Origin of the sequence: Streptoverticillium reticulum, assembly GCF_047456005.1 — a bacterium.
Lineage (GTDB): Bacteria > Actinomycetota > Actinomycetes > Streptomycetales > Streptomycetaceae > Streptomyces > Streptomyces reticulum.
In genome coordinates this window covers 5,776,359-5,799,550 of record NZ_CP179755.1, presented here as the reverse complement: position 1 = coordinate 5,799,550, position 23,192 = coordinate 5,776,359, and the positions used below count along the sequence as shown (strand labels likewise).

The following is a 23,192-nucleotide window of genomic DNA, read 5'->3' as shown; positions in this document are numbered from 1 at the left end:
GACACTTGACAATCAAAATCATGAGTCGGCGCCTGCCATTTTTTCGCGGCGGCCCGGCCGGCGCAGGACAGCACCGACTCGGCGGAGGAGACGACAGTGCACGCGATCGAAGGCGTGACGGGAGGCGCGGCACCGCCGTCGGGACTGCGGGAGCGCAAGAAGGCGCGGACCCGGGACGCGCTCATCAGGTCCGCCCTGGAGCTGATCGCCCACAAGGGCTACGAGGGGACGACGGTCGACGAGATCGCCGCCGCCGCGGACGTCTCGCAGCGGACCTTCTTCCGCTACTTCGCCAACAAGGAGGAAGTCGCCCTCGCCGTACAGGACATGGTGGAGGCCCAGTTCCTCGCCGCCCTGCGCGCCCGGCCGGCCGGCGAGGCGCCGCTGGCCGCGCTGCGCAACGCGGCCCTGGACTCCTGGGACAACACGGGCGAGATCATCACCGCCCTGGTCCCCATCGACCTGCACGTCCGCGTCTACCGGATGATCGAGTCGACCCCGCAGCTGCTCGCCGCCCACCTGCGCCGCCTCGCGGAGCTGGAGGACGGGCTCGCCGAGGAGATCGGCCGCCGCGAGGGCCTGGACGTGCGCACCGACCCCCGGCCGCGGATCCTGGTCGCCGCGTTCAGCGGGGTGATGCGGGTGACGGGCAAGGTCTGGGGCGAGAACCTGGACGGCGACATGGGCGAACTCCGCCGGATCACCTCGGAGTACCTGGATCAGATCGGCCCGGCACTTGCCGAAGAGTGGCGTAAAAACGGCGGAGTTGATCAGAAGGCATGAGACCGCGATGAAATATCTCTCAACGGCGCTCATTCAAACGTGAGATAGCTCACCGATTTCGCGGAGGCACCGGGGTTTCTCCTACTGTGGTCCGCGGTGACTTCATTCCCGGAGCTCGGCTCTCCCTCCCCCCTGCCGTGGACGACCGCCACCACGGTCTGGCGCGCACTGCTCGCGCTGGCCGTGGTCTTCGTCATGCTCGCCACGACGGGCTGGACGGCCGTGCGCAGCCACAAGCCGGCGGCCGACCCGCGGGCGGCAGCGCTCAGCGCCTGGCTGCACGGCTCCATAGGCGGTCACCCGCTGCCCTCCCCGCAGTCCGCCCCCGACGCCCTGGCGCGCTTCTTCGGCGCGCTCACCGGGCACGACCGCGAGAAGCTCGCCGAGCGCTACCCGCTCGTCGTCGGCAACCTCAACGGCGCCCCCGTCGAGCTGCGCTACCGGGCCAACCGGATCGCCCTGGAGGCCGCCCGCACGGTCGAGGAGCGCCGCACGCACTCCAACGGGCTCACCCCCGCCGGGCGCGGCGACGCCGCGCGCCGGATGCACCGCTTCGACTCGCTCGCGGAGGGCGGCCGGAAGATCCTGGCCTTCGACTCCACCGGCGACGGGCGCGTGGCCGAGGTCTTCGGCGACCTGGACCGGGCCGAGCGGGTCTCCGTGATCGTCCCCGGCGTCGACACCAACGTGCTGACGTTCGAGAAGAGCCAGCGCTCCTACAGCGCCCCGGTCGGCATGGCCGAGTCCCTGTACGAGGCCGAGCACGCGGCGAGCCCCGGCACCCGGACCGCCGTGATCGCCTGGGCCGACTACACCGCCCCCGTCGGCGTCGGCGTGGAGGCCGCCACCGGCAAGCTCGCCACCGAGGGGGCCCTGCGGCTGCGCGCCCTGGTGCGGGCACTGCCCGGCGACTCGCAGGTCTCGCTGGTCTGCCACAGCTACGGCTCGGTGGTGTGCGGCGTCGCGGCCCGCGACCTCTCGCCCCGGGTCACCGACGTGGCCGTGGCCGGCAGCCCCGGCATGCGCGCCGAGCACGCCTCCGACCTGCACACCAGCGCCCGGATATGGGCCATGCGCGACGAGGACGACTGGATCCAGGGCGTCCCGCACATGGAGGTCGGCGGCCTCGGCCACGGCGCCGACCCCGTCTCCGAGGGCTTCGGCGCCCGGGTGCTGTCCGCCGCGGGCGCCCGCGGGCACGCCGGCTACTTCGCGCCCGGCACCACCAGCCTCGCCAACTTCGCGGACATCGGCGTCGGCCGTCCCGCGGGCGTGCGGTGCGCCGGGGACACCAGTGCCTGCACGGGAAATCTGGGCCCGGCGGCCAACAGCAGCGCGGCCTGAGGGGTTCCACGCGCGTAGCGACCGGAAGGGGGACGGCCGCACAGCTGCCGCATACGATGAGCCCATGGGTGATGTGCTGACGGGTTTCCACACCGTCTGGGAGTTCGACACCGACTCCGTGCTCATCCGCTTCGAACGGGGGATCCGCACACCGAAGCTGCTCCAGGTGCTCGGCGAGCGGCGCGTCCCGTACGAGGCGCTCGCGGCCGTCGAACAGGCCCCGGGGAGGCACGGGACGGTGGTGCTGCGCGCGGTGCCCAGACCGGGGGCCGATCCGCTGATGGACGTGGCCGACGGCCGGCTCAAGGAGGGCAACGACCCCTACCGGCTGGTGCTTCCCGCCGAACGCGAGCCGCTCGCCGCCTACTACGCGGCGGAGATACGGTCCGCCCTGGGCCCCGCGGCCGGTGAGCCCGCCGAGCGGCATCTGGTGGCGGCCCCCGCGCCGCCGCTGTCCTTCAAGGCCTATGACGGCAAAGCGTCGTTCGACGGCTCGGCCGTGCACTTCCGCTGGTTCTGGACCGGCGCCTCCTCCACCAAGTGGAAGGCCGGCGACCAGCGTTTCCCCGTGGCCGCGCTGGCGGGCGTCCGGTGGCGCTCCCCCGGCTCCCCGGAGGGCGGGCACCTGCGGCTGGTGCCCCGCGGCGACGCGGACCGCCCGCCGGCCGAGCCGGACCAGGACCTGGCGTCCGTCGTCTTCGGCCGGGGCTACGGCCTCGTCCACGAGTCCCTGCCCTTCGCGGCCGCGGTCCTCGCGGCCGTCCGGGCCGCGACCCCAACACCGTCCGCCTCGCCCGCCCGGCCCGACCCGGGAGGCATCGCCGACCGCATCCGGCACCTGGGCGCGCTGCACGAGGCGGGGCTGCTGACCGACGACGAGTTCACCTCCAAGAAGGCGGAGCTGCTGGCGGAGCTGTAGCGCCCCGAAGGACTGCGGGTACGTCGTGGCTTGTCGCGCCCACGCGGCGGAGCCGCATATGTGAACAGCCCCGCGCCCCTTACGGGGCGTGAACCCCACTAGTACCGGGGTATTGGCACCGTGGTGTGACGCCGCCGCGGGCCCCGCTCGTTAGGCTGAGCGACGTCATGCCCCAGCCACAACCCGCCGCCGTGCTGCGCTTCCTGCGCAGCCTCGCCACCCCCGCAGGCCCGCCGGAACCCCTCCTCGGCCGTTCCCCCCGGCGCACGGTGCGGCTTCTGCCGTATGCCGTCGCCTGGCTGTTCGTCGCGGTCCTGCTGCCGACCACGGCGCAGGTGCTCCCGAAGAACTACGGGATGGACGCCTCCCTCGCCTTCGTCCTCGCCGTCCTCCAGACCGCGCCCCTGCTGATCGCCGTCCGGCGCCCGCTGCTCGCCTGGACCGTCGCGTTCGTCGCGGATGTGGCGGGCACGCTCGTGCTGCTGGCCGCGCCCCCTGCGCCGAAGGAGCCGTGGCCGTGGCCGCCCATGGAGACCATCGGCATGCTGGTGCTGACGTTCGCCCTCGGGCTGCGGGAGAAGGGCCGTACGCTCATCGCGGCCTGGCTGCTGCTGGCGGGGGCGAGCCTGGTGCTGCACGACATCGCACCGCAGCGCGGCACGAACACCTGGGCCTCGCTCGTCGCCCTCTCCGGGGTGCTGCTCCTGCTCGCCGCCGCCCTGCGCGCCCGCGGCGACGCGCGGCGCGCCCTGGCCGAGCAGGAGACCATCAGCGAGGAGGAGCGCGCCCGGCGCACCCTGCTGGAGGAACGGGCCCGCATCGCACGGGAGTTGCACGACGTCGTCGCCCACCACATGTCCGTGATCACCGTGCAGGCCGACAGCGCCCCGTACCGCATCGCCGGCCTGCCGGCCGAGGCGAGCGCCGAGTTCGGCGCGATCGCGGCGACGGCGCGCGAATCCCTCACCGAGATGCGCCGCCTGCTGGGCGTGCTGCGCAACGAGGAGACGGCGCACGCCGAGCGGGTGCCGCAGCCCGGTGCCGAGCGGGTGCCGCAGCTGGTCGAGGCGACCGTACGGGCCGGTCTGCCCGTGGAGTTGGCGATCGGCGACGGGGTCGCGGACCTGCCGCAGGCGGTCGACCTGTCCGCGTACCGCATCGTGCAGGAGGCCCTCGCCAATGTGGTCCGGCACGCGCCGGGCGCGGCGACCCGGGTGTCGCTGACCGTCGACCCCGGCCGCACGGGCCTCACAGTGCTCGTCGTCAACGCGGCCGCCGACCGCCCGGACGCCCCGCTGGAGACCTCCGGCACCGGTCACGGCCTGGTCGGCATGCGGGAGCGGGTGCGCCTGGTGGGAGGCTCGCTGGACACGGGCCCGCTGCCGGAAGGAGGCTTCAGGGTGGCGGCCAGGCTGCCCCTGACGGAAAAGGAACCCCCTGCTGCATGACCATCAAGGTGATCATCGTCGACGACCAGGCCATGGTGCGGGCGGGCTTCGCCGCGCTGCTGGCCGCGCAGCCGGACATCGACGTCATCGGCGACGCGGCGGACGGCCGCCAGGGCGTCGCCCTGGCCCGGGAACGGCACCCGGACGTGGTGCTGATGGACGTCCGCATGCCGGAGATGGACGGCCTGGAGGCCGCCCGGCAGATCCTCGACCCTCCGAAGGGCGTGGTGCACCGGCCGAAGGTGCTGATGCTCACGACGTTCGACGTGGACGACTACGTCTACGAGGCGCTGCGCGCCGGCGCCTCGGGATTCCTCCTCAAGGACGCCCCGCCGGCGGACCTGATCTCGGCGGTACGGGTGGTGGCGGCCGGGGAGGCGCTGCTGGCCCCGTCGGTGACGCGGCGTCTGATCGCCGACTTCGCCGCACAGCGTCCCGCCCGGCGCCGGGACCCGGCACTCCGGCTGAACGGGCTGACGCCGCGGGAGACCGAGGTCCTCGGGCTGATCGCCCGAGGACTGTCCAACCAGGAGATCGCGGCGGCGCTGGTGCTCGCCGAGCAGACCGTGAAGACCCATATCGGCCGCATCCTGGCCAAGTTGGACCTGCGGGACCGGGCGCAGGCCGTCGTGTTCGCGTACGAGTCGGGGCTGGTGACGCCGGGGGAGAGCTGAGCTCTCCCCCTCCGGGGGCCGGAAACCTACTCCCGGCCCACCGCCGTGAACGTCATGTCCGTGTACCGCGTGCCGGCGACCTTGCCGGCGATCGGCTCCAGCACCGCCAGCTCCTCCGCGCTCAGCGTGATCCGGGTGGCCGCCACGTTCTCGTCCAGCCGGCTCCGCTTGCGGGTGCCCGGGATCGGAATGACCGTCAGGCCGTGGACGGACGCCCGCTGCTGCACCCACGCCAGGGCGACCTGCGCCGGGGTGATGCCGCGTGCCTGCGCGATCTCCCGGACCGGCTCCAGCAGCGCCACGTTGGCCGCAGCGTTCTCGCCGGTGAAGCGCGGCTGCGTGCGCCGCCAGTCGTCCTTCGCGAGGTCCTTCTCCGCGCTCGCGAAAGAGCCCGTCAGGAAGCCGCGGCCGAGCGGGGAGTAGGGCACGAAGGCCACGCCCAGCTCCTGGGCCGCCGCCACGACGCCCTCCTCCACATCGCGGCTGAACAGCGACCACTCCGACTGCACCGCCGCGATCGGGTGCACCGCGTGCGCCGCGCGCAGCTCGCCCGGCGAGACCTCGCTCAGGCCGAGGTGCCGGACCTTGCCCTCCTGCACCAACTCGGCCATGGCGCCCACGCTTTCCTCCATCGGCACCTCCACCTCGCGGCGGTGCATGTAGTAGAGGTCGATGTGGTCGACGCCGAGGCGGCGCAGGCTGCCCTCGACGGACTGCCGTATGTAGGCACGGTCGTTGCGGATCGTCTGGTACGAGGGGTCGTCCTCGCGCCGCACGATGCCGAACTTGCTGGCCACCAGGATGCGGTCGCGGTGGGCCCGCACGAAGGGGGAGATGAACTCCTCGTTGCGCCCGAAGCCGTAGATGTCGGCGGTGTCGAAGAGCGTGACGCCCAGGTCGAGCGCGTGCTCCAGGGTGGCCCGGGCCTCGTCCGTGTCGGTCGGGCCGTAGGCGTGGGCCATGCCCATGCAGCCGAGGCCCTGGATGCCGACCTCGGGGCCGCCTGCACCGAGCGGTGCGGTGGGGATGGTCTCGTTGCTCATCGTGCGTCAGCCCTTTCGGACGCCCGGCGTCGGGCGGCATAGAGGTCGATCTTGTAGTCGAGGACTTCGAGCGTGCTGTTCAGTTCGGCGATGCGCTGCCGCACGGACTCGCGGTGCGTGCTGAGCAGTTCCTCGCGCTCGGCGAGGGTGTGTTCGCCCTCGCGGACGAGCTCGGCGTAGCGGACCATGTCGGCGACCGGCATCCCCGTCAGCCGCAGCCGGCCCACCAGGTCCAGCCAGTCGAGGTCGCGGTCGGTGTAGCGGCGCTGGCCCGTGTGGGAGCGGTCGACGTGGGGCATCAGCCCGATCCGCTCGTACCAGCGCAGGGTGTGCGCCGACAGCCCTGCGTAGACGGCCACTTCGGTGATCGTGTAGCGGTCCCGGCCCTCGGGACGGCGGGCGCGGTGCCGGTCGAGTTCGAAGCACCGGGTCACCTGCACCGGAGTCCTGTCGATGACGGTCATTCCGCTTCCCCCCACGTCGCATCGGTGTCGTTGCGTTGCGCTCAACGCTAGAGACTTCGAGCGCACTCCAAGCAAGTAGGCTCACTGTCATGGAGAGCCTGCAGTTGATCAAGAGCTGGCCGGTGCCGGCCGCGGCGGCCGCCGTCGTCCGGGCGGACGGCACCCTGGCGGGGTCGTACGGGCCGACGGAGCAGCGCTTCGCCCTCGCGTCGGTCACCAAGCCGCTCACCGCGTACGCCGCACTGGTCGCCGTCGAGGAGGGTGCGATCGAGCTGGACGAGCCGGCGGGGCCCGAGGGTTCCACGGTCCGCCACCTCCTGGCGCACACCTCCGGGCTGGCCTTCGACGAGCAGCGGACGATGGCCGAGCCGGGCACGCGGCGGCTGTACTCCAACGCGGGCTTCGACGTGCTGGGCGACCACATCGCGAAGGCGACGGACATCCCGTTCGCGGAGTACCTGCGGCAGGCGGTGCTGGAGCCGCTGGGGATGGCGTCGACGGACCTCCCGGGCTCCCCGGCGAAGGACGGCGTCTCGACGGTGTCGGACCTGGCCCGTTTCGCGGCGGAGCTGCAGGCGCCGCGGTTGCTCGCGCGGGCGACGGTGGAGGAGGCGACCCGGGTCGCCTTCCCCGGGCTGACCGGGGTGCTGCCCGGGTACGGGCATCAGCGCCCGAACGACTGGGGGCTCGGTTTCGAGATCCGTGACGCCAAGTCGCCGCACTGGACGGGGTCTTCGTCCTCTCCGAGGACCTACGGCCACTTCGGCCAGTCGGGCACGTTCCTGTGGGTGGACCCGCAGGCCGGGGTCGCCTGCGCGGCATTGACGAATCGGGCGTTCGGCCCGTGGGCGGTCGAGGTATGGCCGCAGCTGACGGACGCGGTGCTGGCCGAGCTGTAGGCGCCTCGCCTGCGCCCTGGCCTGCGCCCCGAAGGGGCGCGGGGAACGGCGCGATCAGCCCCCGCCGGCCCGCAGCCGACGCACCACCCCAGGGGTCCGGGGCACAGCCCCGAGAACCTCAACTGCGGGAGCGTCGTGGCCGATCGCGCAGTTCCCCGCGCCCCTTACGGGGCTCAGGGAAAGTGCGGCTCGGCGTGCATCTCCCACAGCAGCAGCTCCGTACCGCCGTCGCCGGCAACGGCGTCCAGCTCCTCCGCATCGGAGACCCGCGCCGCATCCCCCTCCCGCAGCGTCGTGCCCGTGAAGTGCACGACGCCCCGCACCACGTGCACGTACAGCCACTGCGCCCCGGGCAGCGCCGTCCGCTCCCCCGGGGCCAGGCGCCGCACGTGCAGCACGGCCTCGGCCCGGCCCAGCGCGTACGGCGTCCCGCCGCCGGCGCCCCGCACCACCTCGTAGAAGGGCTCGCCGCCCGAGTCGGACGGGGTCAGCCACATCTGCACGAACCGCAGCGGGCCCGCGCCCTCGTTGCGCTCGGAGTGGTGGACCCCCTCCCCCGCGCTCAGCCGCTGCAGGTCCCCGGGGCGTACGACCTCCACGTGACCCGTGGAATCCTCATGGGTGAGTTCGCCCTCCACCACCCAGGTGACGATCTCCACGTCGCGGTGCGGATGGGCCGCGAAGCCCGCGCCCGGTGCCAGGCGCTCCTCGTTGCAGGCGGCGAGGGGGCCGAAGCGCACGTTGTCGGGGTCGTAGAAGCCGGAGAACGAGAAGGCGTGCCAGGTCTCGATCCCGGCGTCGGGGTCGCCGCCCCGGAAGCGTTCCGCAGCCCGCTGCACATACGTCACAGCCCCACCGTAGCTCCGCCGTGCCCCCGGCAGCCCCGGACCCGACCCGGATAAGGCAGGCTTGTCCCCGTGCCTGAACCAGTCGCTGACACCCCGCCCCCGGAGCATCCGCACACCGCCACCCTGCGCCGTCTGGAGCAGTCGTCCGGAACGCTGGCCGCTGCGGCCATCGCCCGGATGGACGCCCAGCTGCCGTGGTACCGGGCGATGCCGCCGGAGAACCGCTCGTGGATCGGCCTGGTCGCCCAGGCCGGCATCGCGGCCTTCACGGAGTGGTTCCGGCATCCGGAGACCCCGCAGGCGATCAGCACCGACGTCTTCGGCACCGCGCCGCGCGAGCTGACCCGGGCGATCACGCTGCGCCAGACCGTGGAGATGGTGCGCACCACCATCGAGGTCATGGAGGCGGCCATCGACGAGGTGGCCGCGCCGGGCGACGAGTCGGCGCTGCGCGAGGCCCTGCTGGTCTACGCCCGCGAGATCGCCTTCGCCACCGCCCAGGTCTACGCCCAGGCCGCCGAGGCACGCGGCGCCTGGGACGCCCGGCTGGAGTCGCTGGTGGTCAACGCCGTGCTGTCGGGCGAGGCCGACGAGGGCGCGCTGTCCCGGGCCGCGGCGCTCGGCTGGAACTCGCCCTCGCACGTGTCCGTGGTGCTGGGCACGGCGCCGAACGGGGACAGCGAGCTGACGGTCGAGGCGATCCGCCGGGCCGCCCGGCACGCCAAGGTCCAGGTGCTGACGGGGGTGCTCGGCGACCGCCTGGTGGTGATCGTCGGTGGCTCGGAGAACCCGCTGCAGACGGCGAAGTCGCTGATCGGCCCGTTCGCCCCGGGGCCCGTCGTCGCAGGTCCGGTGGTGTCCGACCTGCTGGCCGCGACCAGGTCCGCGCAGGCGGCCGCGTCCGGCCTCAAGGCGTGTGCGGCCTGGCAGGATGCGCCCCGGCCGGTGCTGGCCGACGACCTGCTGCCGGAGCGGGCGATGGCCGGGGATCCGGCGGCGCGCGAGCAGCTGGTGGAGGAGATCTACAGACCGCTGGAGGAGGCGGGCTCGGCGCTGCTGGAGACGCTCAGCGTCTACCTGGAGCAGGCGAGCAGCCTGGAGGGCGCGGCCAGGATGTTGTTCGTCCACCCCAACACCGTGCGATACCGCCTCCGACGTGTGACGGACGTCACCGGATGGTCACCGTCCGACGTCCGTTCCGCCTTCACGCTGCGGATCGCACTGATCCTCGGACGTCTGGCCGACGCGGAGTCACAGCCGTAGGCTTTTGTTGAACGTCAACAATTCCCCCGACGGTTATTCGTCCCTGTCCCCACGGGTGGGCGATGCCGTCCCCGAGAGAGAGTGTGAGGGTGCTCGTACTCGTCGCTCCCGGCCAGGGCGCTCAGACGCCCGGCTTCCTGACCCCCTGGCTCGACCTCCCCGGCGTGGCAGACCGCCTGCAGGAGTGGTCGGCCGCCATCGACCTGGACCTGCTCCACTACGGCACGAACGCCGACGCGGACGAGATCCGCGACACCGCCGTGGCCCAGCCGCTGCTGGTCGCGGCCGCCCTGGTCTCCGCAGGGCAGCTCTTCCCCACGGCGCAGGACTTCTCCCGCCTGGTGGGCGCCTCCGCAGGCCACAGCGTCGGTGAGCTCGCCGCCGCCGCGCTGACCGGCGTGCTGCCGGAGGAAGCCGCCATGAAGCTGGTCCGCACCCGCGGCCTGGCCATGGCGGAGGCCGCCGCCGTCACCGAGACCGGCATGTCCGCGCTGCTCGGCGGCACCCCGGAGGCCGTCCTCCCGCACCTGGAGAAGCTCGGCCTGACCCCCGCGAACGTCAACGGCGCGGGCCAGATCGTGGCGGCCGGCACCATGGAGCAGCTGGCCGCGCTCGCCGAGGACAAGCCCGAGGGCACCCGCAAGGTGGTCGCCCTGAAGGTGGCCGGCGCGTTCCACACGCACCACATGGCCCCGGCGGTGTCGGCCCTGGAGGCCGCCGTCCAGGAGCTCTCCCCGGCGGACCCCCACACCCGTTACGTCTCCAACAAGGACGGCCGCGTCGTCACCGGCGGCCGGGAGGTCGTGCAGCGACTGGTGGGCCAGGTGGCCAACCCGGTCCGCTGGGACCTGTGCATGGAGACGTTCAAGGAGCTGGGTGTCACGGCCCTGATCGAGGTGGCCCCCGGCGGCACCCTCGTGGGCCTGGCCAAGCGCGCCCTGCCGGGCGTCGCGACCCTCGCGCTCAAGACCCCGGACGACCTCGACGCCGCCCGTGCCCTGATCGCCGAGCACGCCACCCCGGCCGACGAAGGAGTCCGAGAAGCATGACCGCGAAGATCAAGCCCGCGAAGGGTGCCGCCTACGCGCGCATCATGGGCGTCGGCGGCTACCGACCGGTCCGGGTGGTGCCGAACGAGGAGATCCTCAAGCGCATCGACTCCTCGGACGAATGGATCCGGTCGCGCTCGGGCATCGCCACCCGGCACTGGGCCGGCCCGGAGGAGACCGTGGCCGCCATGTCCGTGGAGGCGGCCGGCAAGGCGATCGCCGACGCGGGGATCGACCCCTCGCAGATCGGCGCCGTCCTCGTCTCGACGGTCTCGCACTTCAAGCAGACCCCGGCCATCGCCACCGAGATCGCGCACAAGATCGGTGCGGGCAAGCCCGCCGCCTTCGACATCTCGGCCGGCTGCGCCGGCTTCGGCTACGGCCTGGCCATGGCCAAGGGCCTGGTCATCGAGGGCTCGGCGGAGTACGTCCTGGTCATCGGTGTCGAGCGGCTCTCGGACCTGACGGATCTGGACGACCGTTCCACCGCCTTCCTGTTCGGCGACGGCGCGGGCGCCGTGGTCGTCGGCCCGTCCGAGGAGCCCGCCATGGGCCCGACGGTCTGGGGCTCGGAGGGCGACAAGGCCGACGCCATCAGGCAGACCGTGGCCTGGGACGTGTACCGCGAGGAGACCGACGTCCGGTTCCCCGCGATCACCCAGGAGGGTCAGGCGGTGTTCCGCTGGGCCGTCTTCGAAATGGCGAAGATCGCCCAGCAGGCGCTCGACCAGGCCGGGATCACCGCGGAGGACCTGGACGTCTTCGTCCCGCACCAGGCGAACATGCGGATCATCGACTCGATGGTCAAGACCCTCAAGCTGCCGGAGAGCGTCGTGGTCGCCCGGGACGTGGAGACCACCGGCAACACCTCGGCGGCGTCCATCCCGCTGGCCATGGAGCGCCTGCTGGCGACCGGGGCCGCCAAGAGCGGGGACACCGCGCTGCTGATCGGTTTCGGGGCGGGTCTCGCGTACGCCGCGACGGTCGTTACCCTCCCCTAGGCGAGATCCGGCCCCCGGGCCCTCTCCCGCAGAGCAGTTCCCTTAATCCAGTTCCACCGCACACCGCATTTGCATAGAAGGAGCGCCACCATGGCCCACACCCAGGAGCAGATCCTCGAGGGTCTCGCCGAGATCGTCAACGAGATCGCCGGCATCCCGGTCGAGGACGTCCAGCTGGACAAGTCCTTCACCGACGACCTGGACGTCGACTCGCTCTCCATGGTCGAGGTCGTCGTCGCCGCCGAGGAGCGCTTCGACGTCAAGATCCCGGACGAGGACGTCAAGAACCTGAAGACCGTCGGTGACGCTGCCGGCTACATCCTGAAGCACCAGGCCTGATCCAGCGTTCGTCGCCACCCCGGCGGTGGCGTTCCAGCACCTCTACACGTGGAGACAGAATCCCTGTGAACTCGACCAATCGCACCGTGGTCGTCACCGGTATCGGCGCAACCACACCGCTGGGTGGCGACAGCGCATCGACCTGGGAAGGGCTGCTCGCCGGACGTTCCGGCGTCAAGGCCCTGGAAGGCGAGCGGTTCGCGGAACTGCCCGTCCGGATCGCCGCTCCCGCGGCGGTCGACCCCGAGGACGTCCTCCCCCGTCCCCTCGCCCGCAAGCTGGACCGCTCGGCGCAGCTCGCGCTGATCGCGGCCCGCGAAGCCTGGGCGGACGCGGGCTACACGGCGAAGGCCGGCGAGGACACCGCAATCGCCCCCGAGCGGCTGGGCACGGTCATCGCCTCCGGCATCGGCGGCGTGCACACCCTGCTCGACCAGTACGACGTGCTCAAGGAGAAGGGCGCCCGTCGCGTCTCCCCGCACACCGTGCCGATGCTCATGCCCAACAGCCCGTCCGCGAACGTCGGCCTGGAGGTGAACGCCCAGGCGGGCGTGCACACCCCGGTCAGCGCCTGCGCGTCCGGCGCCGAGGCCATCGGCTACGCCGTCGAGATGATCCGCACCGGCCGCGCCGACGTGGTCGTCGCGGGCGGCACCGAGGCGGCCATCCACCCGCTGCCCGTCGCGGCCTTCGCCAGCATGATGGCGATGTCCAAGAACAACGAGCACCCCCAGCAGGCCTCCCGCCCGTACGACAAGGACCGTGACGGCTTCGTCCTCGGCGAGGGCGCCGGCGTCGTGATCCTGGAGTCGGCCGAGCACGCCGCGCAGCGCGGCGCCCGGGTCTACTGCGAGGTGCTGGGCCAGGGCCTGTCCGCGGACAGCCACCACATCGCCCAGCCGGAGCCCACGGGCCGCGGCATCGCCGCCGCGCTGCAGAACCTGCTGGACTCCAGCGACCTCAAGCCGTCGGAGGTCGTGCACCTCAACGCGCACGCCACGTCCACCCCGCAGGGCGACCTCGCGGAGATCAAGGCGCTGCGCAAGGTCCTCGGCGACGACCTCGACCACGTCGCGGTCTCCGCGACCAAGTCGATGACGGGCCACCTGCTGGGCGGCGCGGGCGGCGTGGAGACGGTCGCCACCGTGCTGGCCCTGTACCACCGGCTGGCCCCGCCGACCATCAACGTCGACGCGCTCGACGAGGAGATCGACGCGGACATCGTCCGCAACGAGCCGCGCCCCCTCCCGGAGGGCTCGATCGCCGCGATCAACAACTCCTTCGGCTTCGGCGGCCACAACGTGGTGCTGGCGCTGCGTTCCGTCTGACGGGACCGAACCCCTGTGAGAACCGGGCGGGCTGACGTTGCGTCAGCCCGCCCGGCCTTTTACCGCCGCGCCCCCAGCGCCGGCGGATAGTCCCCCGTCAGCGTCCGGTTGGCGATCACGTACCCGTGCGGGTCGGGGAACAGCTCCACGGACCACGGCCCGATGAGCGAGTCCTCGCCCGCCAACGGCTCGATCCCTCCGGCCGGTTGCCCCGTCCGCACGTCCAGCGGCCGCACCGTCCCGTACCCGCCCCCGTTCCGGGTCAGCACCGCCAGCCGCCCGTCGGGCCGCAGGGCGAGAGCGCTCACCTCGTCGTCGAAGTGCCGCGTCCACACCTGGCGCCCGTCGGCCAGGGCGTACGCGCCGACCGCGCGCGGGGCGGGATTCCAGCCCGGCGACACGGCGGTGACGAGGACGTCCCCGACGATCGCGGCCCGCGTCACGGGCCGCGCCGCGAAGCCGATGTAGTCCCGCGGGAGCGCCAGCGGTATCGCCGCCCGGCCGCGCCCCGCGCCGTCGAACGGCAGCGCCTTGCCGTCCACCGCGACGACGGCGGGCTCGGCGGACAGCACGTGGACCTCCTTGCCGGACGGCAGCGTGCTGCTCCAACCCGGCTCCCCCGTACGGGCGTTCAGCGAGCTCAGCCGCAGCGCCTCACCGCACCGGTCGACGACCAGCGCCCGCGCCGCCGACGCACCGACCGCCGCGGCCCGGCACCCCTCCGCCTCCGGCCGCTTCCACCGCTCCGCGCCGTCACCGGCGGCGAGGCCGCGCACGGCCCCGTTCTCCGCGACCACGGCCGTCCCGTCGGCCAGCGCGATCCGCGCGTCCGCCGCCTTGATGACCTCCGGGTCCGCGTCCGTCGTGCGCTGCCAGACCGGCTGCCCGTCGGAGAGGTTCACCAACGCAACGGTGTCGCACGGCTTCAGATAGCCGCCGAAGGCCACCAGCCCGGTGCCCCCGCTCGTCCGGTCGCTCATGGCACACACGGACTCGCCCCCGGGCGCGGGCCGTTGCCAGCGCTGCGAGCCGTCGCGGGTGGCGTAGGCGGTGAGGACGTTGGCGCGGACCTGGACGAGCGTGCTGCCGACGGCCCAGTTGCCGAGGGCCTCCGCGGTGTCCGGCCGGTCGCGGCCGACGGACCACTGCAGGTCCAGCCGTCCGCCGGTCAGGCCGTCGTAGAGCAGCCACCCCGGCAGCAGGCCGGCGAGCAGCCCCGCCGGGGCGAGGACGCCCCACACCTGCCGCCTCGGCCAGCCGCCTCTGCCGATGGCCCAGTTGACCGCGGCGAACAGGGCGAGTACGCCGCCGATGACGAACAGGAACGCCAGACCCGTCCGGGCCCCGGACCCGGTTGGGCAGGCACCGCCGGCGCAGCGCCCGCTGCCGGCGTAGTTGCGCGTGACGAAGAGTACGGCCCAGCCGACGACGGCCCCGGCCAGCGCCACCATGACCGCCTTGGTTACGCGCATGCGGCCTTCTGCTTCCCCCGAAGTGTTCACGGGGGGTGAATCTAGTCCTCGAAGCTGGCGAAGTAGGAGGCCGCCATGTCCTCGTCCCCGTGCCCCTGTTCCGTGGCGCGGCGAAACCGCTCGGCGCCGGCGGCGGCCACGTCCAGGCGCACCCCGGCGGCCTCGCCGGCCGCGACGATCAGGCGGGCGTCCTTCTCGGCCGTGACGGTCGAGAAGCTGGGCGGGGTGAGCCTGCCGTCGAGCAGGATGCCCGCCTTGGCGCGCAGGTAGCCCATGTCGAGCGGGCCGCCCTCCAGGGCGTCGAGGAAGCCCTGCGGGTCCACGCCGAGTCCCTTGGCCAGGGCGAGCGCCTCGGCGGTGCCGTGGGTGACCGTCAGGACCCAGCTGTTGAGGACGAGCTTGAGCCGGCTGGCCGCGCCGTCGGCGCCGTCCTCACCGACCCAGAGCGTGCGGGCGCCGATGGCGTCGAAGACGGGGGCGAGCGTGCCGCGCACCGATGCGGGACCCGCGGCCAGCACGGTCAGCTTGCCTTCCTCGGCGGGCTGCTTGCTGCCCAGGACCGGGGAGTCGACGAGGACGAGGCCGTGTTCGCGGGCGAAGGCGGCGAGGGCGTCCAGCCCCTCGACCCCGGCGGTGGTGGTCTGGGCCCACACCGTGCCGGGGCCCAGCCCCGGTGCGGCGGCGCGCATGACGTCGAGCGCGGCGGGTCCGTCGTGGAGCATGGTGAGGACGACACCGGCGCCGCGGACGGCCTCGGCGGGGCTGTCGGCGACGGTCACGCCGTCGGCAGCGAGCGGCTCGGCCTTGTCGCGGGAGCGGTTCCAGGCGCGCACGTCCAGCCCGGCCCGAGCGAGATTGCGGGCCATGGGCCCGCCCATGATGCCGGTGCCGAGCACGGCGACGGTGGTCTGAGTCATGTCGCAGACGCTAGGTGCTGGAGTGCACTCCGACGCAAGACCGCGCCGCGCACGCGCCCCGTAAGGGGCGCGGGGAACTGCGCGAGCAACCACTGACGGCCCGCAGTCAAACCACTTGGTGCAGCCACCGCACCGGCGCCCCCTCGCCGGCATGGCGAAACGGCTCCAACTCGTCGTCCCACGGCTTCCCGAGCAGCTTGGCGATCTCCGCGTCGAGCTCCGTCTCGCCCCGCCCGGCCCGCGCCAGCGCGGCCCGCAGCCGGTCCTCGGGGACGAGGATGTCGCCGTGGATGCCGGTCACGGCGTGGAAGATGCCCAGGTCGGGGGTGGAGCTGTAGCGCTCGCCCTCGGCGGTGGCGCAGGGTTCCGCGGTGACCTCGAAGCGCAGCAGGTGCCAGCCGCGCAGGGCGGAGGCGAGCTTGGAGGCGGTGCCTGCCTGGCCCTGCCAGGAGAGTTCGGTGCGCCAGGTGCCGGGGGCGGCGGGCTGCCGGATCCAGTCGAGCGTGACGCGCACGCCGAGGACGCCCGCGACGGCCCATTCGACGTGCGGGCACAGCGCGCGGGGTGCGGAGTGCACGTACAGGACTCCACGTGTCGTCACCGGGACCTCCAGTGCGGTTCGAGGTTCGCCTTTCCCAGCGGCCTCGCACCCGGAGCGGTCCCGCCCGGAGCGGCATCAGACATTCTGCCCCAATCGCCACTCCCGCACCAGCTCGCGAGGTTACCAACAGTAAACACCATCGGGAGCAAATCTCCTGAAAAGGGACAGGATGTGACGTGTTGTGACACAGTGCCGCAAGAGGGCGAACATCCGGGACACGCCCGGCCACCCGCCCGGGGGAAAAGCTATCGTGCGCACCCCACTCCCGGGTGACGTACCGTCGGTCCCGGACAGATATCACCCGGCCGGAGGGGAACGACCATGCCGCCCACCTGGGGCCGAAGCCGATCCATGGCCCGGCGGGCGGCCGCGGCCGCCGCCTGCGCGGCCCTGCTGCTGCCCGCCCTCGCGGGCTGCGACAGCGGCGGGAGCGAGGAGAAGGGCAGCCGTGCCGCGGCGAAGCCCGAGCCGAGCCCCCGCCCGGTCTGGAACACCCGGCCCGCGTCGATCGCCTCGCTCGGCGACTCCATCACACGCGGTTTCGACGCCTGCTCGGTGCTGGCCGACTGCCCCGAGGTCTCCTGGGCCACCGGCACCCAGGTCAACAGCCTGGCCCGGCAGCTGCTGCCCTCGCCGGAGACCAGCAGCTGGAACTTCGCGAAGACCGGCGCCCGGGCGGCCGACCTGCCGCGCCAGATGCAGGCCGCGATCGAGCAGAAGCCGGAACTCGTCACCGTGCTGATCGGCGCGAACGACGCCTGCCGGCCCAGCCCGGACGACATGACCTCCGCCGAGCAGTTCCGCACCCACGTCGAGACGGCGGTGAAGGAACTGCGGCGCTCCCTGCCCAAGAGCCAGCTGTACATGGCCGGGATCCCGGACCTGAAGCGGCTGTGGTCGGAGGGGCGCAAGGACCCGCTCGGCAAGCAGGTGTGGAAGCTCGCCTCGGTGTGCCCGTCGATGCTCCACGACGCCGACGCCCAGGACGCGGCCTCCGACGAGCGGCGCGCCCAGGTCGACCGGCGCGTCGGCGAGTACAACGCCGTCCTGAAGGACGTGTGCGGCCGCGACGAGCTCTGCCGCTACGACGACTCGGTGCACGGCTACGCCTTCACCGGTGAGCAGCTCAGCCAGTGGGACCGGTTCCACCCCAGCCGGCAGGGCCAGCAGACGCTGGCGGACATGGCATACAAGGCCGTCACGGCCAAGCGGTGAGAAGAGGGGCGGGGCCTGTCAGGTCGGCCCCGCCCCCGTCCGTCAGCGCACCCGCCACGGTGCGCTCAGGCGGCGGTCGGCGATGCTGCGGCCCGCCTCGACCGTGCAAGCGCCGGGGACGCGCCGCCAGGCGGACGTCCCCTCGTCCCACACCGCGAAGGCGCGGGGGTCCAGCGCGACCACCGCTTCCGCCGTGCCGCCCGGCTCCGCCTCCGCCGAGGCGAAGCCGGCCAGGCGGCGGACCGGGCGTTCCACCCCGCCGTCCGGTGCGTCGCACGGGACGGCGAGATAGAGCTGGACCACCTCACGGCCCGGGCGGCTGCCGACGTTGCGGACGCGTACGGTGGCGCGGACGTCCGTACCCTCGCTGCCTTCGCCTCGGACGTCCAACGCCTCGTACGACCAGTCGGTGTAGCCCAGGCCGTGGCCGAAGGCGTACGCGGGAGCCGTGTGCGCCTTCTGCCATGCACGGTAGCCGATGAACACTCCCTCCTCATAAGGGAGTTCACCCTTGTCGGGGACAACGCGCGTGACGGGGGCGTCCGCGAGGGCCGCGGGCCAGGTGGTGGGCAGCCGGCCGCCCGGCTCGTGGGTGCCGAGCAGCACGTCGGCGAGGGCCGCCCCGCCCTCCTGGCCGGGGAACCAGCACAGCAGGACGGCCGCCACGGCGTCGCGCCAGGGCAGCTCCACGGGGGCGCCCGCGGTGACGGCCACGACGGTGCGGGGGTTGGCGGCGGCGACGCGGGCCACGAGCTCGTCCTGGCGGCCGGGGAGGGCGAGGGTCGTCCGGTCGAAGCCCTCGCTCTCGACGCGCTCGGTGGTGGCGACGACCACGACGGCGACGTCCGCCCGGGAGGCCGCGTCGACAGCCTCCTGCAGCAACTCGTCCGCGTCCCGCACGGGTTCGCGGTGCAGGAGGGAGAAGGCGAGGGGGCCGCCGGCGGTGTGGACGAGGCGGACACCGACCGGCGTGCCCGCCTCCAGGACGACGCGGCCGCGCTCGGCCGGGTTGCCGAGGACCGCCTCGAAGGGGTCGCCCGCGTCGGCCGGGCGCTGCTCGCCGTCGAAGAGGACGGCGTCCCCGACGGTGAGCCGGTACGTGCCCGTGCCCCGGGTGCCGAAGAGGTGCGCCCCGCTCTCGCGCGGGGTGAAGGTGCCGGTGATCTCGACGGTGTGCAGGGCGGCGGGGTCCACGCCGTCGGGGAGTTCGTCCGCCCACATCAGCGTGCCGTCGGGCAGCCGCACCTCCCCCAGGACACGACCGGCCGCGTCGCGGCAGACCGCCCGCAGCGTGAAGCCGTGGGCGGCCGGGGCGAGTTCGTCGCCGGTCTCCGCGCCGACGGCGTAGGTGAGCGCCCCGTCCGGGAGCGCGGCGCGCAGCCCGTCGAGCGGGGAGACGACCCGCTCGGGGGCGACCTGGGCCGAACCGCCGCCCATGATGCGGGCGTCACGGGCCGCGGCGCCGAGGAGGGCGATGCGGGTGCCGGGGCGGAGCGGGAGGACGCGGCCCTCGTTCCGTACGAGGACGAAGGAGCGGCGGGCGATCTCGCGGGCGAGGGCCGGGCCGTCGTCCTCCGGGGCGGGCGGGGCGGGCCGCGGTACGCCGTCGAGGGCGCCGGTGCGGGCGGCGAGCAGCAGGACCCGGCGGACGGCGGCGTCGACGGCCTCCTCCGACACGGCCTTCGCCCGTACGGCGGCGGCGAGCGCGGGCCCGTAGACCGTGTCCGGCCCGGGCATGGCCACGTCGAGCCCGCCGAGCAGGGCACCGGCGGTGTCGCGGGCGGCGAGCCAGTCGGAGACGGTGACGCCGTCGAAGTGCCAGGCGTCGCGGAGGACTTCGCGCAGGAGGTGGCGGTGCTCGGTCATGGTGGTGCCGTTGACCCTGTTGTAGGCGGCCATGACGCACCAGGGGCGGGCGTCCCGCACGATCGCCTCGAACGGGGCGAGGTACAGCTCGTGCAGGGCGCGGGCGGGGACCCTGTTGTCGACTGTGAAGCGGTCGGTCTCGGCGTCGTTGGCCACGAAGTGCTTGACGGTGGCGGCGACGCCGCCGTCCTGGACGCCGCGGACGTAGGCGGTGCCGATCTCGCCGGTCAGGTACGGGTCCTCGCTGTACGCCTCGAAGTGGCGGCCGCCGAGCGGGGAGCGGTGGAGGTTGACGGTCGGTGCGAGGAGGACGTGCACGCCCTTGCGCCGAGCCTCCCCGGCCAGCACCCGGCCCGCGCGGCGGGCCAGTTCCGGCGACCAGGCGGCGGCGAGGGCGGTGGGGCTGGGGAGGGCGAGAGAGGGGTCGTCGGCGGTCCAGCGGGTGCCGCGGACGCCGACGGGTCCGTCGGACATCACCAGGGAGCGCAGCCCGGCCGCCGGGACGGCGGGCAGGGTCCACAGGTCCTGCCCGGCGAGGAGCCGGGCCTTGGTGTCGAGGTCGAGGGAGCGGAGGGCAGATTCGAGGACGGATTCAAGGACGGATTCGATGACGTCTTCGTTACGGTCGTCGCCATGCGTCATGAGGTCATCGTGACGCGGGTCAGCCGGAGTTGCTCCCCTTGAAGACCTCGATCAGGCTGGTGAAGCTGTCGCCGGGGCGACCGGCGGCGAGACCGCGCCGGAAGACGTCCCGCACGGCGGCGGGGAGTGCGGCGTCGATCCCGGAGTCCCGGGCGGTGTGGACGATGTGGTCGACGCCTGCCGCGCACATGGCGAGCCTGTCGACGTCGCCGGGGTGCTCGCCCTTGTCGATCCGCGGCGTGTAGAACGCGAGGAACCCGGGGAGCGAGGCCACGGTGGAGGTCGCGTAGGGCAGGAACTCCTCCGCGGAGACGCCGTTCGCGTCGGCGACGGCGAGGGCATGGAGCCAACTCGTCATGGAGGACCAGAAGATGTCCATCTGGAGTTGGTAGTACAGCGCCGCCAGGCCCGGGTCCTCGCCGCGGTAGTCGGTGGCGGTCAGCACCTGCAGGGTGGCCGCGTGGGCCTCGAAGATTTCCTCGGGGCCGCTGTAGAAGGTCGCGGACTCCTCCGGTCTGCCGATGCCGGAAGGCGGGACCTGGACCCCGCCGGTGAGGTGCCGGGCGCCGTGCCCGTCCGCCCATGCAGCCGCCTCGCGGGCCTTCGCGGGCGTGTCCGAGCTGAGGTTGACGAGGACGCGGCCTGCGAGGGCGGATGCGGCGGGCTCCAGGACGGCGTACATCGCGTCGTAGTCGGTGAGGCTGAGGATCACCAACTCGTTGGCGGCCAGGGCCGCTTCGACGGTTGCGGCGCGGGTGGCGCCCTCCGCTGCCAGTTCCTCGGCGCGGGCGGCGGTGCGGTTCCACACGGTCACGGGGTGACCGTTGGCCAGGAAGGCGCGCGTCATGGCCTGGCCCATGGGGCCGAGGCCGATGACGGTGACGGACTGCTTGCTCGTGGTGCTCACGAAAACCCCCTCTAGAACGAACGCTCTATCCAGGGATGAAGCTAGCACACCACTAGAACGAACGCTCTACTCAATTCCGATAGGCTGACGCCGTGAAGACGAACGCAGAGCAGGAGGACACCGCCCTCAGCACCCGCGAACGGGTGGTCCGGGCGGCCTCACGCCTGATGCAACGCCAGGGATACGACGGCACCGGCATCAAGCAGATCGCCCAGGAGGCCGGCGCCACGCTCGGCTCCGTCTATCACTTCTTCCCGGGCGGGAAGCAGGAGCTGGCCGTCGCGGCCGTGCGCTACGGCGACGTGGAGTTCGCGGACATCCTGCGCGAGGTGCTGCACAGCGACGAGGACCCGGCGCAGGCGGTCGTCACCTGCACGCGGGTCCTCGCGGAGGGGCTGCGCGCCTCCGGCTGGACCGACGGCTGCCCCGTCACGGCCGCCGCCCTCGGCTCGGCGGGCCGCGCCCCCGACATCCAGCAGGCCGCGGCCGAAGCGTTCGCCAACTGGCGGGACATCACGGCGGAAGCGCTGCGCCGCGCGGGCATCGGCGAGGCCGACGCCCGCGACCTGGGATGGACGGTCATCAACACGCTGGAGGGCGCGGAGTTCGCCGCACAGGCGGCACAGAGCGACGAGCCGCTGAGGATCGCCGGGGAGCACCTGGCGCGGCTGATCGGGTCGTACCGGGCAGCTTGACGGCCACCGTCACGCCGCCTGGCGGGAGTTGCCCCCTCCGAGGAGGGCGGCGGCGAGGACGGACGCGCCGAGCAGCACGCCGACCACGCACCACAGGGCGACCGAGAAGCCGTGGACCGTGGCCTCGGCCGGGGTGCCCGCGAAGGCGGCGGCGCTCGTGGCGGCGACGGTGTTGAGGACGGAGGTGCCGATGGCGCCGCCCATCTGCATGGACGTGCTCACCATGGCCGAGGTGACCCCGGCGTCCCGGGGCTCTACGCCGGCGGTGGCGGTGGCCATGGCCGTCATGTTGACGGCGCCCATGCCCAGGCCGGTGAGGACGAGGCCGGGGAGCACCCCGGTCGTGTACGAGGAGTCGACCCGGATCTGGGCCAGGACGCACATCCCCGCGGCGGCCAGCAGCAGCCCCGGCACCACGATCAGCCGCGGCGGGACGCGCGGTGCCAGGCGGGCGGCGATCTGGGTGGAGCTCAGGATCATGCAGGCGGTCAGGGGAAGGAAGGCGAGGCCGGTCCGGACCGCCGAGAAGCCGAGGACGACCTGCAGGTAGTAGGTCATGAAGAGGAACAGGCCGAACATGGCGACCGGCGCGAGCCCGGCCGTGAGGAACGCCCCGGCCCGGCGGCGGTGCAGCACGATCCGCAGCGGCAGCAGCGGATCGGGGATCCGGGCCTGCCGGACGACGAACGCGACGAGCAGGACGGCACCGCCGCCGAACAGCCCGAGCACCGCGCCGTCGCCCCAGCCCCGGGACTCGGCCTCGGCGGCGGCGTACACGACCGCGGCCATGCCGCCGGCACCGAGCACGGCCCCGGCCACGTCGAGCCGGCCCCGCCCGGCACCCGGGACGTCCGGCTCGTCCAGCACCGTCAACGCCCCGGCCAGCACGAGGAGGACGACCGGCACGCCGACGTACATGCACCAGCGCCAGTCCAGGTACTCGGTGAGCACGCCTCCCACGATCAGCCCGCACGCCGCGCCCGCTCCGGCGATGGCGCCGAAGACGCCGAACGCCTTGCCGCGCTCCTTCGGGTCGGTGAACGTCGTGGTGAGCAGCGACATCGCGGCGGGCGTGAGCAGCGCGGCGCACGCGCCCTGCAGGGCGCGCCCCGCGAACAGCATGCCGGGCGCGGTGGCGGCACCGCCGACGGCGGAGGCCAGGCCGAAGCCGGCCACCCCCGCGACGAACGCGCGCTTGCGGCCGAGGAGATCGGCGATCCGGCCGCCGAGGAGGAGCAGTCCGCCGTAGGCGAGGGAGTAGGAGGTGATGACCCACTGCCTGCTGCCGTCGCCCATGCGCAGGGCCTTCTGCGCGGAGGGGAGGGCGATGTTGACGACGGTGCCGTCGAGGAGGATGAGCAGCTGGGCCAGCCCGAGAACGGCCAGGCCCCACCAGCGCCTTGAGGACGTGGGCGGGGCCTGCTGCGCCGTGACGGCGGTTGCGGATGTGGTGGTTGCGCGGGTCATGACGGGAA

General features: G+C 73.3%; 22 protein-coding genes. 13 read left to right on the top strand and 9 right to left on the bottom strand.

The genetic code is table 11. The features are described 5' to 3' along the window. The first annotated feature begins 105 nt into the window (after positions 1-105). The 5 genes from ACMATS_RS26665 (at position 106) to ACMATS_RS26645 (ending at position 5,168) form a co-directional block, all read left to right on the top strand. Positions 106-783 (top strand): TetR/AcrR family transcriptional regulator, encoded by a 678-nt coding sequence (locus ACMATS_RS26665; protein ID WP_390777973.1) that lies wholly within the window; start codon positions 106-108, stop codon positions 781-783. Positions 784-879: 96 nt separating this feature from the next. Continuing rightward, positions 880-2,127, top strand: coding sequence for an alpha/beta hydrolase (locus tag ACMATS_RS26660; RefSeq protein ID WP_414169323.1), 1,248 nt, complete (start codon positions 880-882; stop codon positions 2,125-2,127). Positions 2,128-2,191: 64 nt separating this feature from the next. Next, complete coding sequence (locus ACMATS_RS26655) at positions 2,192-3,046, top strand: DUF4429 domain-containing protein (protein WP_414169322.1); 855 nt, start codon at positions 2,192-2,194, stop codon at positions 3,044-3,046. Positions 3,047-3,213: 167 nt separating this feature from the next. Next, a complete protein-coding gene (locus tag ACMATS_RS26650) occupies positions 3,214-4,494 on the top strand; it encodes a sensor histidine kinase (RefSeq protein ID WP_414169321.1) in 1,281 nt (426 codons plus the stop codon). Continuing rightward, on the top strand, positions 4,491-5,168 hold the full coding sequence (locus ACMATS_RS26645) for a response regulator (protein ID WP_414169320.1): 678 nt from the start codon (positions 4,491-4,493) through the stop codon (positions 5,166-5,168). The genes ACMATS_RS26650 and ACMATS_RS26645 overlap by 4 nt, the downstream gene beginning before the upstream one ends. A 26-nt stretch (positions 5,169-5,194) precedes the next feature. On the opposite strand, the gene ACMATS_RS26640 is transcribed toward ACMATS_RS26645, so the two are convergent. After that, entirely contained in the window at positions 5,195-6,211 is a 1,017-nt protein-coding gene (locus ACMATS_RS26640) for an aldo/keto reductase (RefSeq protein ID WP_414169319.1), read from the bottom strand. Continuing rightward, positions 6,208-6,675 (bottom strand): MerR family transcriptional regulator, encoded by a 468-nt coding sequence (locus tag ACMATS_RS26635; RefSeq protein ID WP_414169318.1) that lies wholly within the window; start codon positions 6,673-6,675, stop codon positions 6,208-6,210. Before ACMATS_RS26635 ends, ACMATS_RS26640 begins: the two co-directional genes overlap by 4 nt. A gap of 89 nt (positions 6,676-6,764) precedes the next feature. On the opposite strand from ACMATS_RS26635, the gene ACMATS_RS26630 reads away from it, so the two are divergent. After that, positions 6,765-7,574, top strand: coding sequence for a serine hydrolase domain-containing protein (locus ACMATS_RS26630; protein ID WP_414169317.1), 810 nt, complete (start codon positions 6,765-6,767; stop codon positions 7,572-7,574). A 173-nt stretch (positions 7,575-7,747) separates the two neighbouring features. Here the strand turns inward: ACMATS_RS26630 and ACMATS_RS26625 are convergent, their stop codons facing one another. After that, positions 7,748-8,422 (bottom strand): pirin family protein, encoded by a 675-nt coding sequence (locus ACMATS_RS26625; RefSeq protein WP_390777922.1) that lies wholly within the window; start codon positions 8,420-8,422, stop codon positions 7,748-7,750. A gap of 69 nt (positions 8,423-8,491) precedes the next feature. Here ACMATS_RS26625 and ACMATS_RS26620 point away from each other — a divergent pair, with 69 nt between their 5' ends. The 5 genes from ACMATS_RS26620 (at position 8,492) to fabF (ending at position 13,402) form a co-directional block, all read left to right on the top strand. Further along, positions 8,492-9,685, top strand: a complete 1,194-nt coding sequence (locus tag ACMATS_RS26620) for a PucR family transcriptional regulator (protein WP_414169316.1) — start codon at positions 8,492-8,494, stop codon at positions 9,683-9,685. 89 nt (positions 9,686-9,774) lie between these two features. Further along, positions 9,775-10,734: an ACP S-malonyltransferase gene (locus tag ACMATS_RS26615; RefSeq protein ID WP_391151488.1), complete on the top strand. Its 960-nt coding sequence runs from the start codon at positions 9,775-9,777 to the stop codon at positions 10,732-10,734. Next, positions 10,731-11,735, top strand: coding sequence for a ketoacyl-ACP synthase III (locus ACMATS_RS26610; RefSeq protein ID WP_390777925.1), 1,005 nt, complete (start codon positions 10,731-10,733; stop codon positions 11,733-11,735). The genes ACMATS_RS26615 and ACMATS_RS26610 overlap by 4 nt, the downstream gene beginning before the upstream one ends. 90 nt (positions 11,736-11,825) lie before the next feature. After that, positions 11,826-12,074 (top strand): acyl carrier protein, encoded by a 249-nt coding sequence (locus ACMATS_RS26605; protein ID WP_336411907.1) that lies wholly within the window; start codon positions 11,826-11,828, stop codon positions 12,072-12,074. Between the two features lie 65 nt (positions 12,075-12,139). Then, positions 12,140-13,402: a beta-ketoacyl-ACP synthase II gene (fabF, locus tag ACMATS_RS26600; protein WP_390777926.1), complete on the top strand. Its 1,263-nt coding sequence runs from the start codon at positions 12,140-12,142 to the stop codon at positions 13,400-13,402. A 59-nt stretch (positions 13,403-13,461) separates the two neighbouring features. On the opposite strand, the gene ACMATS_RS26595 is transcribed toward fabF, so the two are convergent. The 3 genes from ACMATS_RS26595 to ACMATS_RS26585 form a co-directional block, all read right to left on the bottom strand. Further along, on the bottom strand, positions 13,462-14,874 hold the full coding sequence (locus ACMATS_RS26595) for a PQQ-binding-like beta-propeller repeat protein (RefSeq protein WP_414169315.1): 1,413 nt from the start codon (positions 14,872-14,874) through the stop codon (positions 13,462-13,464). A gap of 41 nt (positions 14,875-14,915) precedes the next feature. Next, positions 14,916-15,791 carry an NAD(P)-dependent oxidoreductase gene (locus tag ACMATS_RS26590; protein ID WP_391151485.1) on the bottom strand — a complete coding sequence of 292 codons (876 nt, stop codon included), beginning with the start codon at positions 15,789-15,791 and terminating at the stop codon, positions 14,916-14,918. Positions 15,792-15,897: 106 nt separating this feature from the next. After that, a complete protein-coding gene (locus ACMATS_RS26585; protein WP_390777929.1) occupies positions 15,898-16,392 on the bottom strand; it encodes a DUF3145 domain-containing protein in 495 nt (164 codons plus the stop codon). A gap of 321 nt (positions 16,393-16,713) precedes the next feature. Here ACMATS_RS26585 and ACMATS_RS26580 point away from each other — a divergent pair, with 321 nt between their 5' ends. Beyond that, a complete protein-coding gene (locus ACMATS_RS26580) occupies positions 16,714-17,607 on the top strand; it encodes an SGNH/GDSL hydrolase family protein (protein WP_414169314.1) in 894 nt (297 codons plus the stop codon). 42 nt (positions 17,608-17,649) lie between these two features. On the opposite strand, the gene ACMATS_RS26575 is transcribed toward ACMATS_RS26580, so the two are convergent. Beyond that, positions 17,650-20,115: a beta-glucosidase family protein gene (locus ACMATS_RS26575; RefSeq protein WP_414169313.1), complete on the bottom strand. Its 2,466-nt coding sequence runs from the start codon at positions 20,113-20,115 to the stop codon at positions 17,650-17,652. Positions 20,116-20,134: 19 nt separating this feature from the next. Then, positions 20,135-21,022, bottom strand: coding sequence for an NAD(P)-dependent oxidoreductase (locus tag ACMATS_RS26570; protein ID WP_414169312.1), 888 nt, complete (start codon positions 21,020-21,022; stop codon positions 20,135-20,137). A gap of 92 nt (positions 21,023-21,114) precedes the next feature. Between ACMATS_RS26570 and ACMATS_RS26565 the strand changes: the two genes are divergently transcribed. Continuing rightward, complete coding sequence (locus tag ACMATS_RS26565) at positions 21,115-21,717, top strand: TetR/AcrR family transcriptional regulator (protein ID WP_414169311.1); 603 nt, start codon at positions 21,115-21,117, stop codon at positions 21,715-21,717. 9 nt (positions 21,718-21,726) lie between these two features. Here the strand turns inward: ACMATS_RS26565 and ACMATS_RS26560 are convergent, their stop codons facing one another. Next, positions 21,727-23,184, bottom strand: a complete 1,458-nt coding sequence (locus ACMATS_RS26560) for an MFS transporter (RefSeq protein WP_414169310.1) — start codon at positions 23,182-23,184, stop codon at positions 21,727-21,729. Positions 23,185-23,192 lie beyond the last annotated feature (8 nt).

Bases quoted from the DNA above. Each gene is read 5' to 3' on its own strand.
- ACMATS_RS26590 (WP_391151485.1), bottom strand. From the start codon at position 15,791: ATGACTCAGACCACCGTCGCCGTGCTCGGCACCGGCATCATGGGCGGG.
- ACMATS_RS26595 (WP_414169315.1), bottom strand. From the start codon at position 14,874: ATGCGCGTAACCAAGGCGGTCATGGTGGCGCTGGCCGGGGCCGTCGTC.
- ACMATS_RS26605 (WP_336411907.1), top strand. From the start codon at position 11,826: ATGGCCCACACCCAGGAGCAGATCCTCGAGGGTCTCGCCGAGATCGTC.
- ACMATS_RS26630 (WP_414169317.1), top strand. From the start codon at position 6,765: ATGGAGAGCCTGCAGTTGATCAAGAGCTGGCCGGTGCCGGCCGCGGCG.
- ACMATS_RS26655 (WP_414169322.1), top strand. From the start codon at position 2,192: ATGGGTGATGTGCTGACGGGTTTCCACACCGTCTGGGAGTTCGACACC.
- ACMATS_RS26610 (WP_390777925.1), top strand. From the start codon at position 10,731: ATGACCGCGAAGATCAAGCCCGCGAAGGGTGCCGCCTACGCGCGCATC.
- ACMATS_RS26575 (WP_414169313.1), bottom strand. From the start codon at position 20,115: ATGACGCATGGCGACGACCGTAACGAAGACGTCATCGAATCCGTCCTT.
- ACMATS_RS26560 (WP_414169310.1), bottom strand. From the start codon at position 23,184: ATGACCCGCGCAACCACCACATCCGCAACCGCCGTCACGGCGCAGCAG.
- ACMATS_RS26580 (WP_414169314.1), top strand. From the start codon at position 16,714: ATGCCGCCCACCTGGGGCCGAAGCCGATCCATGGCCCGGCGGGCGGCC.
- ACMATS_RS26640 (WP_414169319.1), bottom strand. From the start codon at position 6,211: ATGAGCAACGAGACCATCCCCACCGCACCGCTCGGTGCAGGCGGCCCC.
- ACMATS_RS26645 (WP_414169320.1), top strand. From the start codon at position 4,491: ATGACCATCAAGGTGATCATCGTCGACGACCAGGCCATGGTGCGGGCG.
- ACMATS_RS26635 (WP_414169318.1), bottom strand. From the start codon at position 6,675: ATGACCGTCATCGACAGGACTCCGGTGCAGGTGACCCGGTGCTTCGAA.
- ACMATS_RS26650 (WP_414169321.1), top strand. From the start codon at position 3,214: ATGCCCCAGCCACAACCCGCCGCCGTGCTGCGCTTCCTGCGCAGCCTC.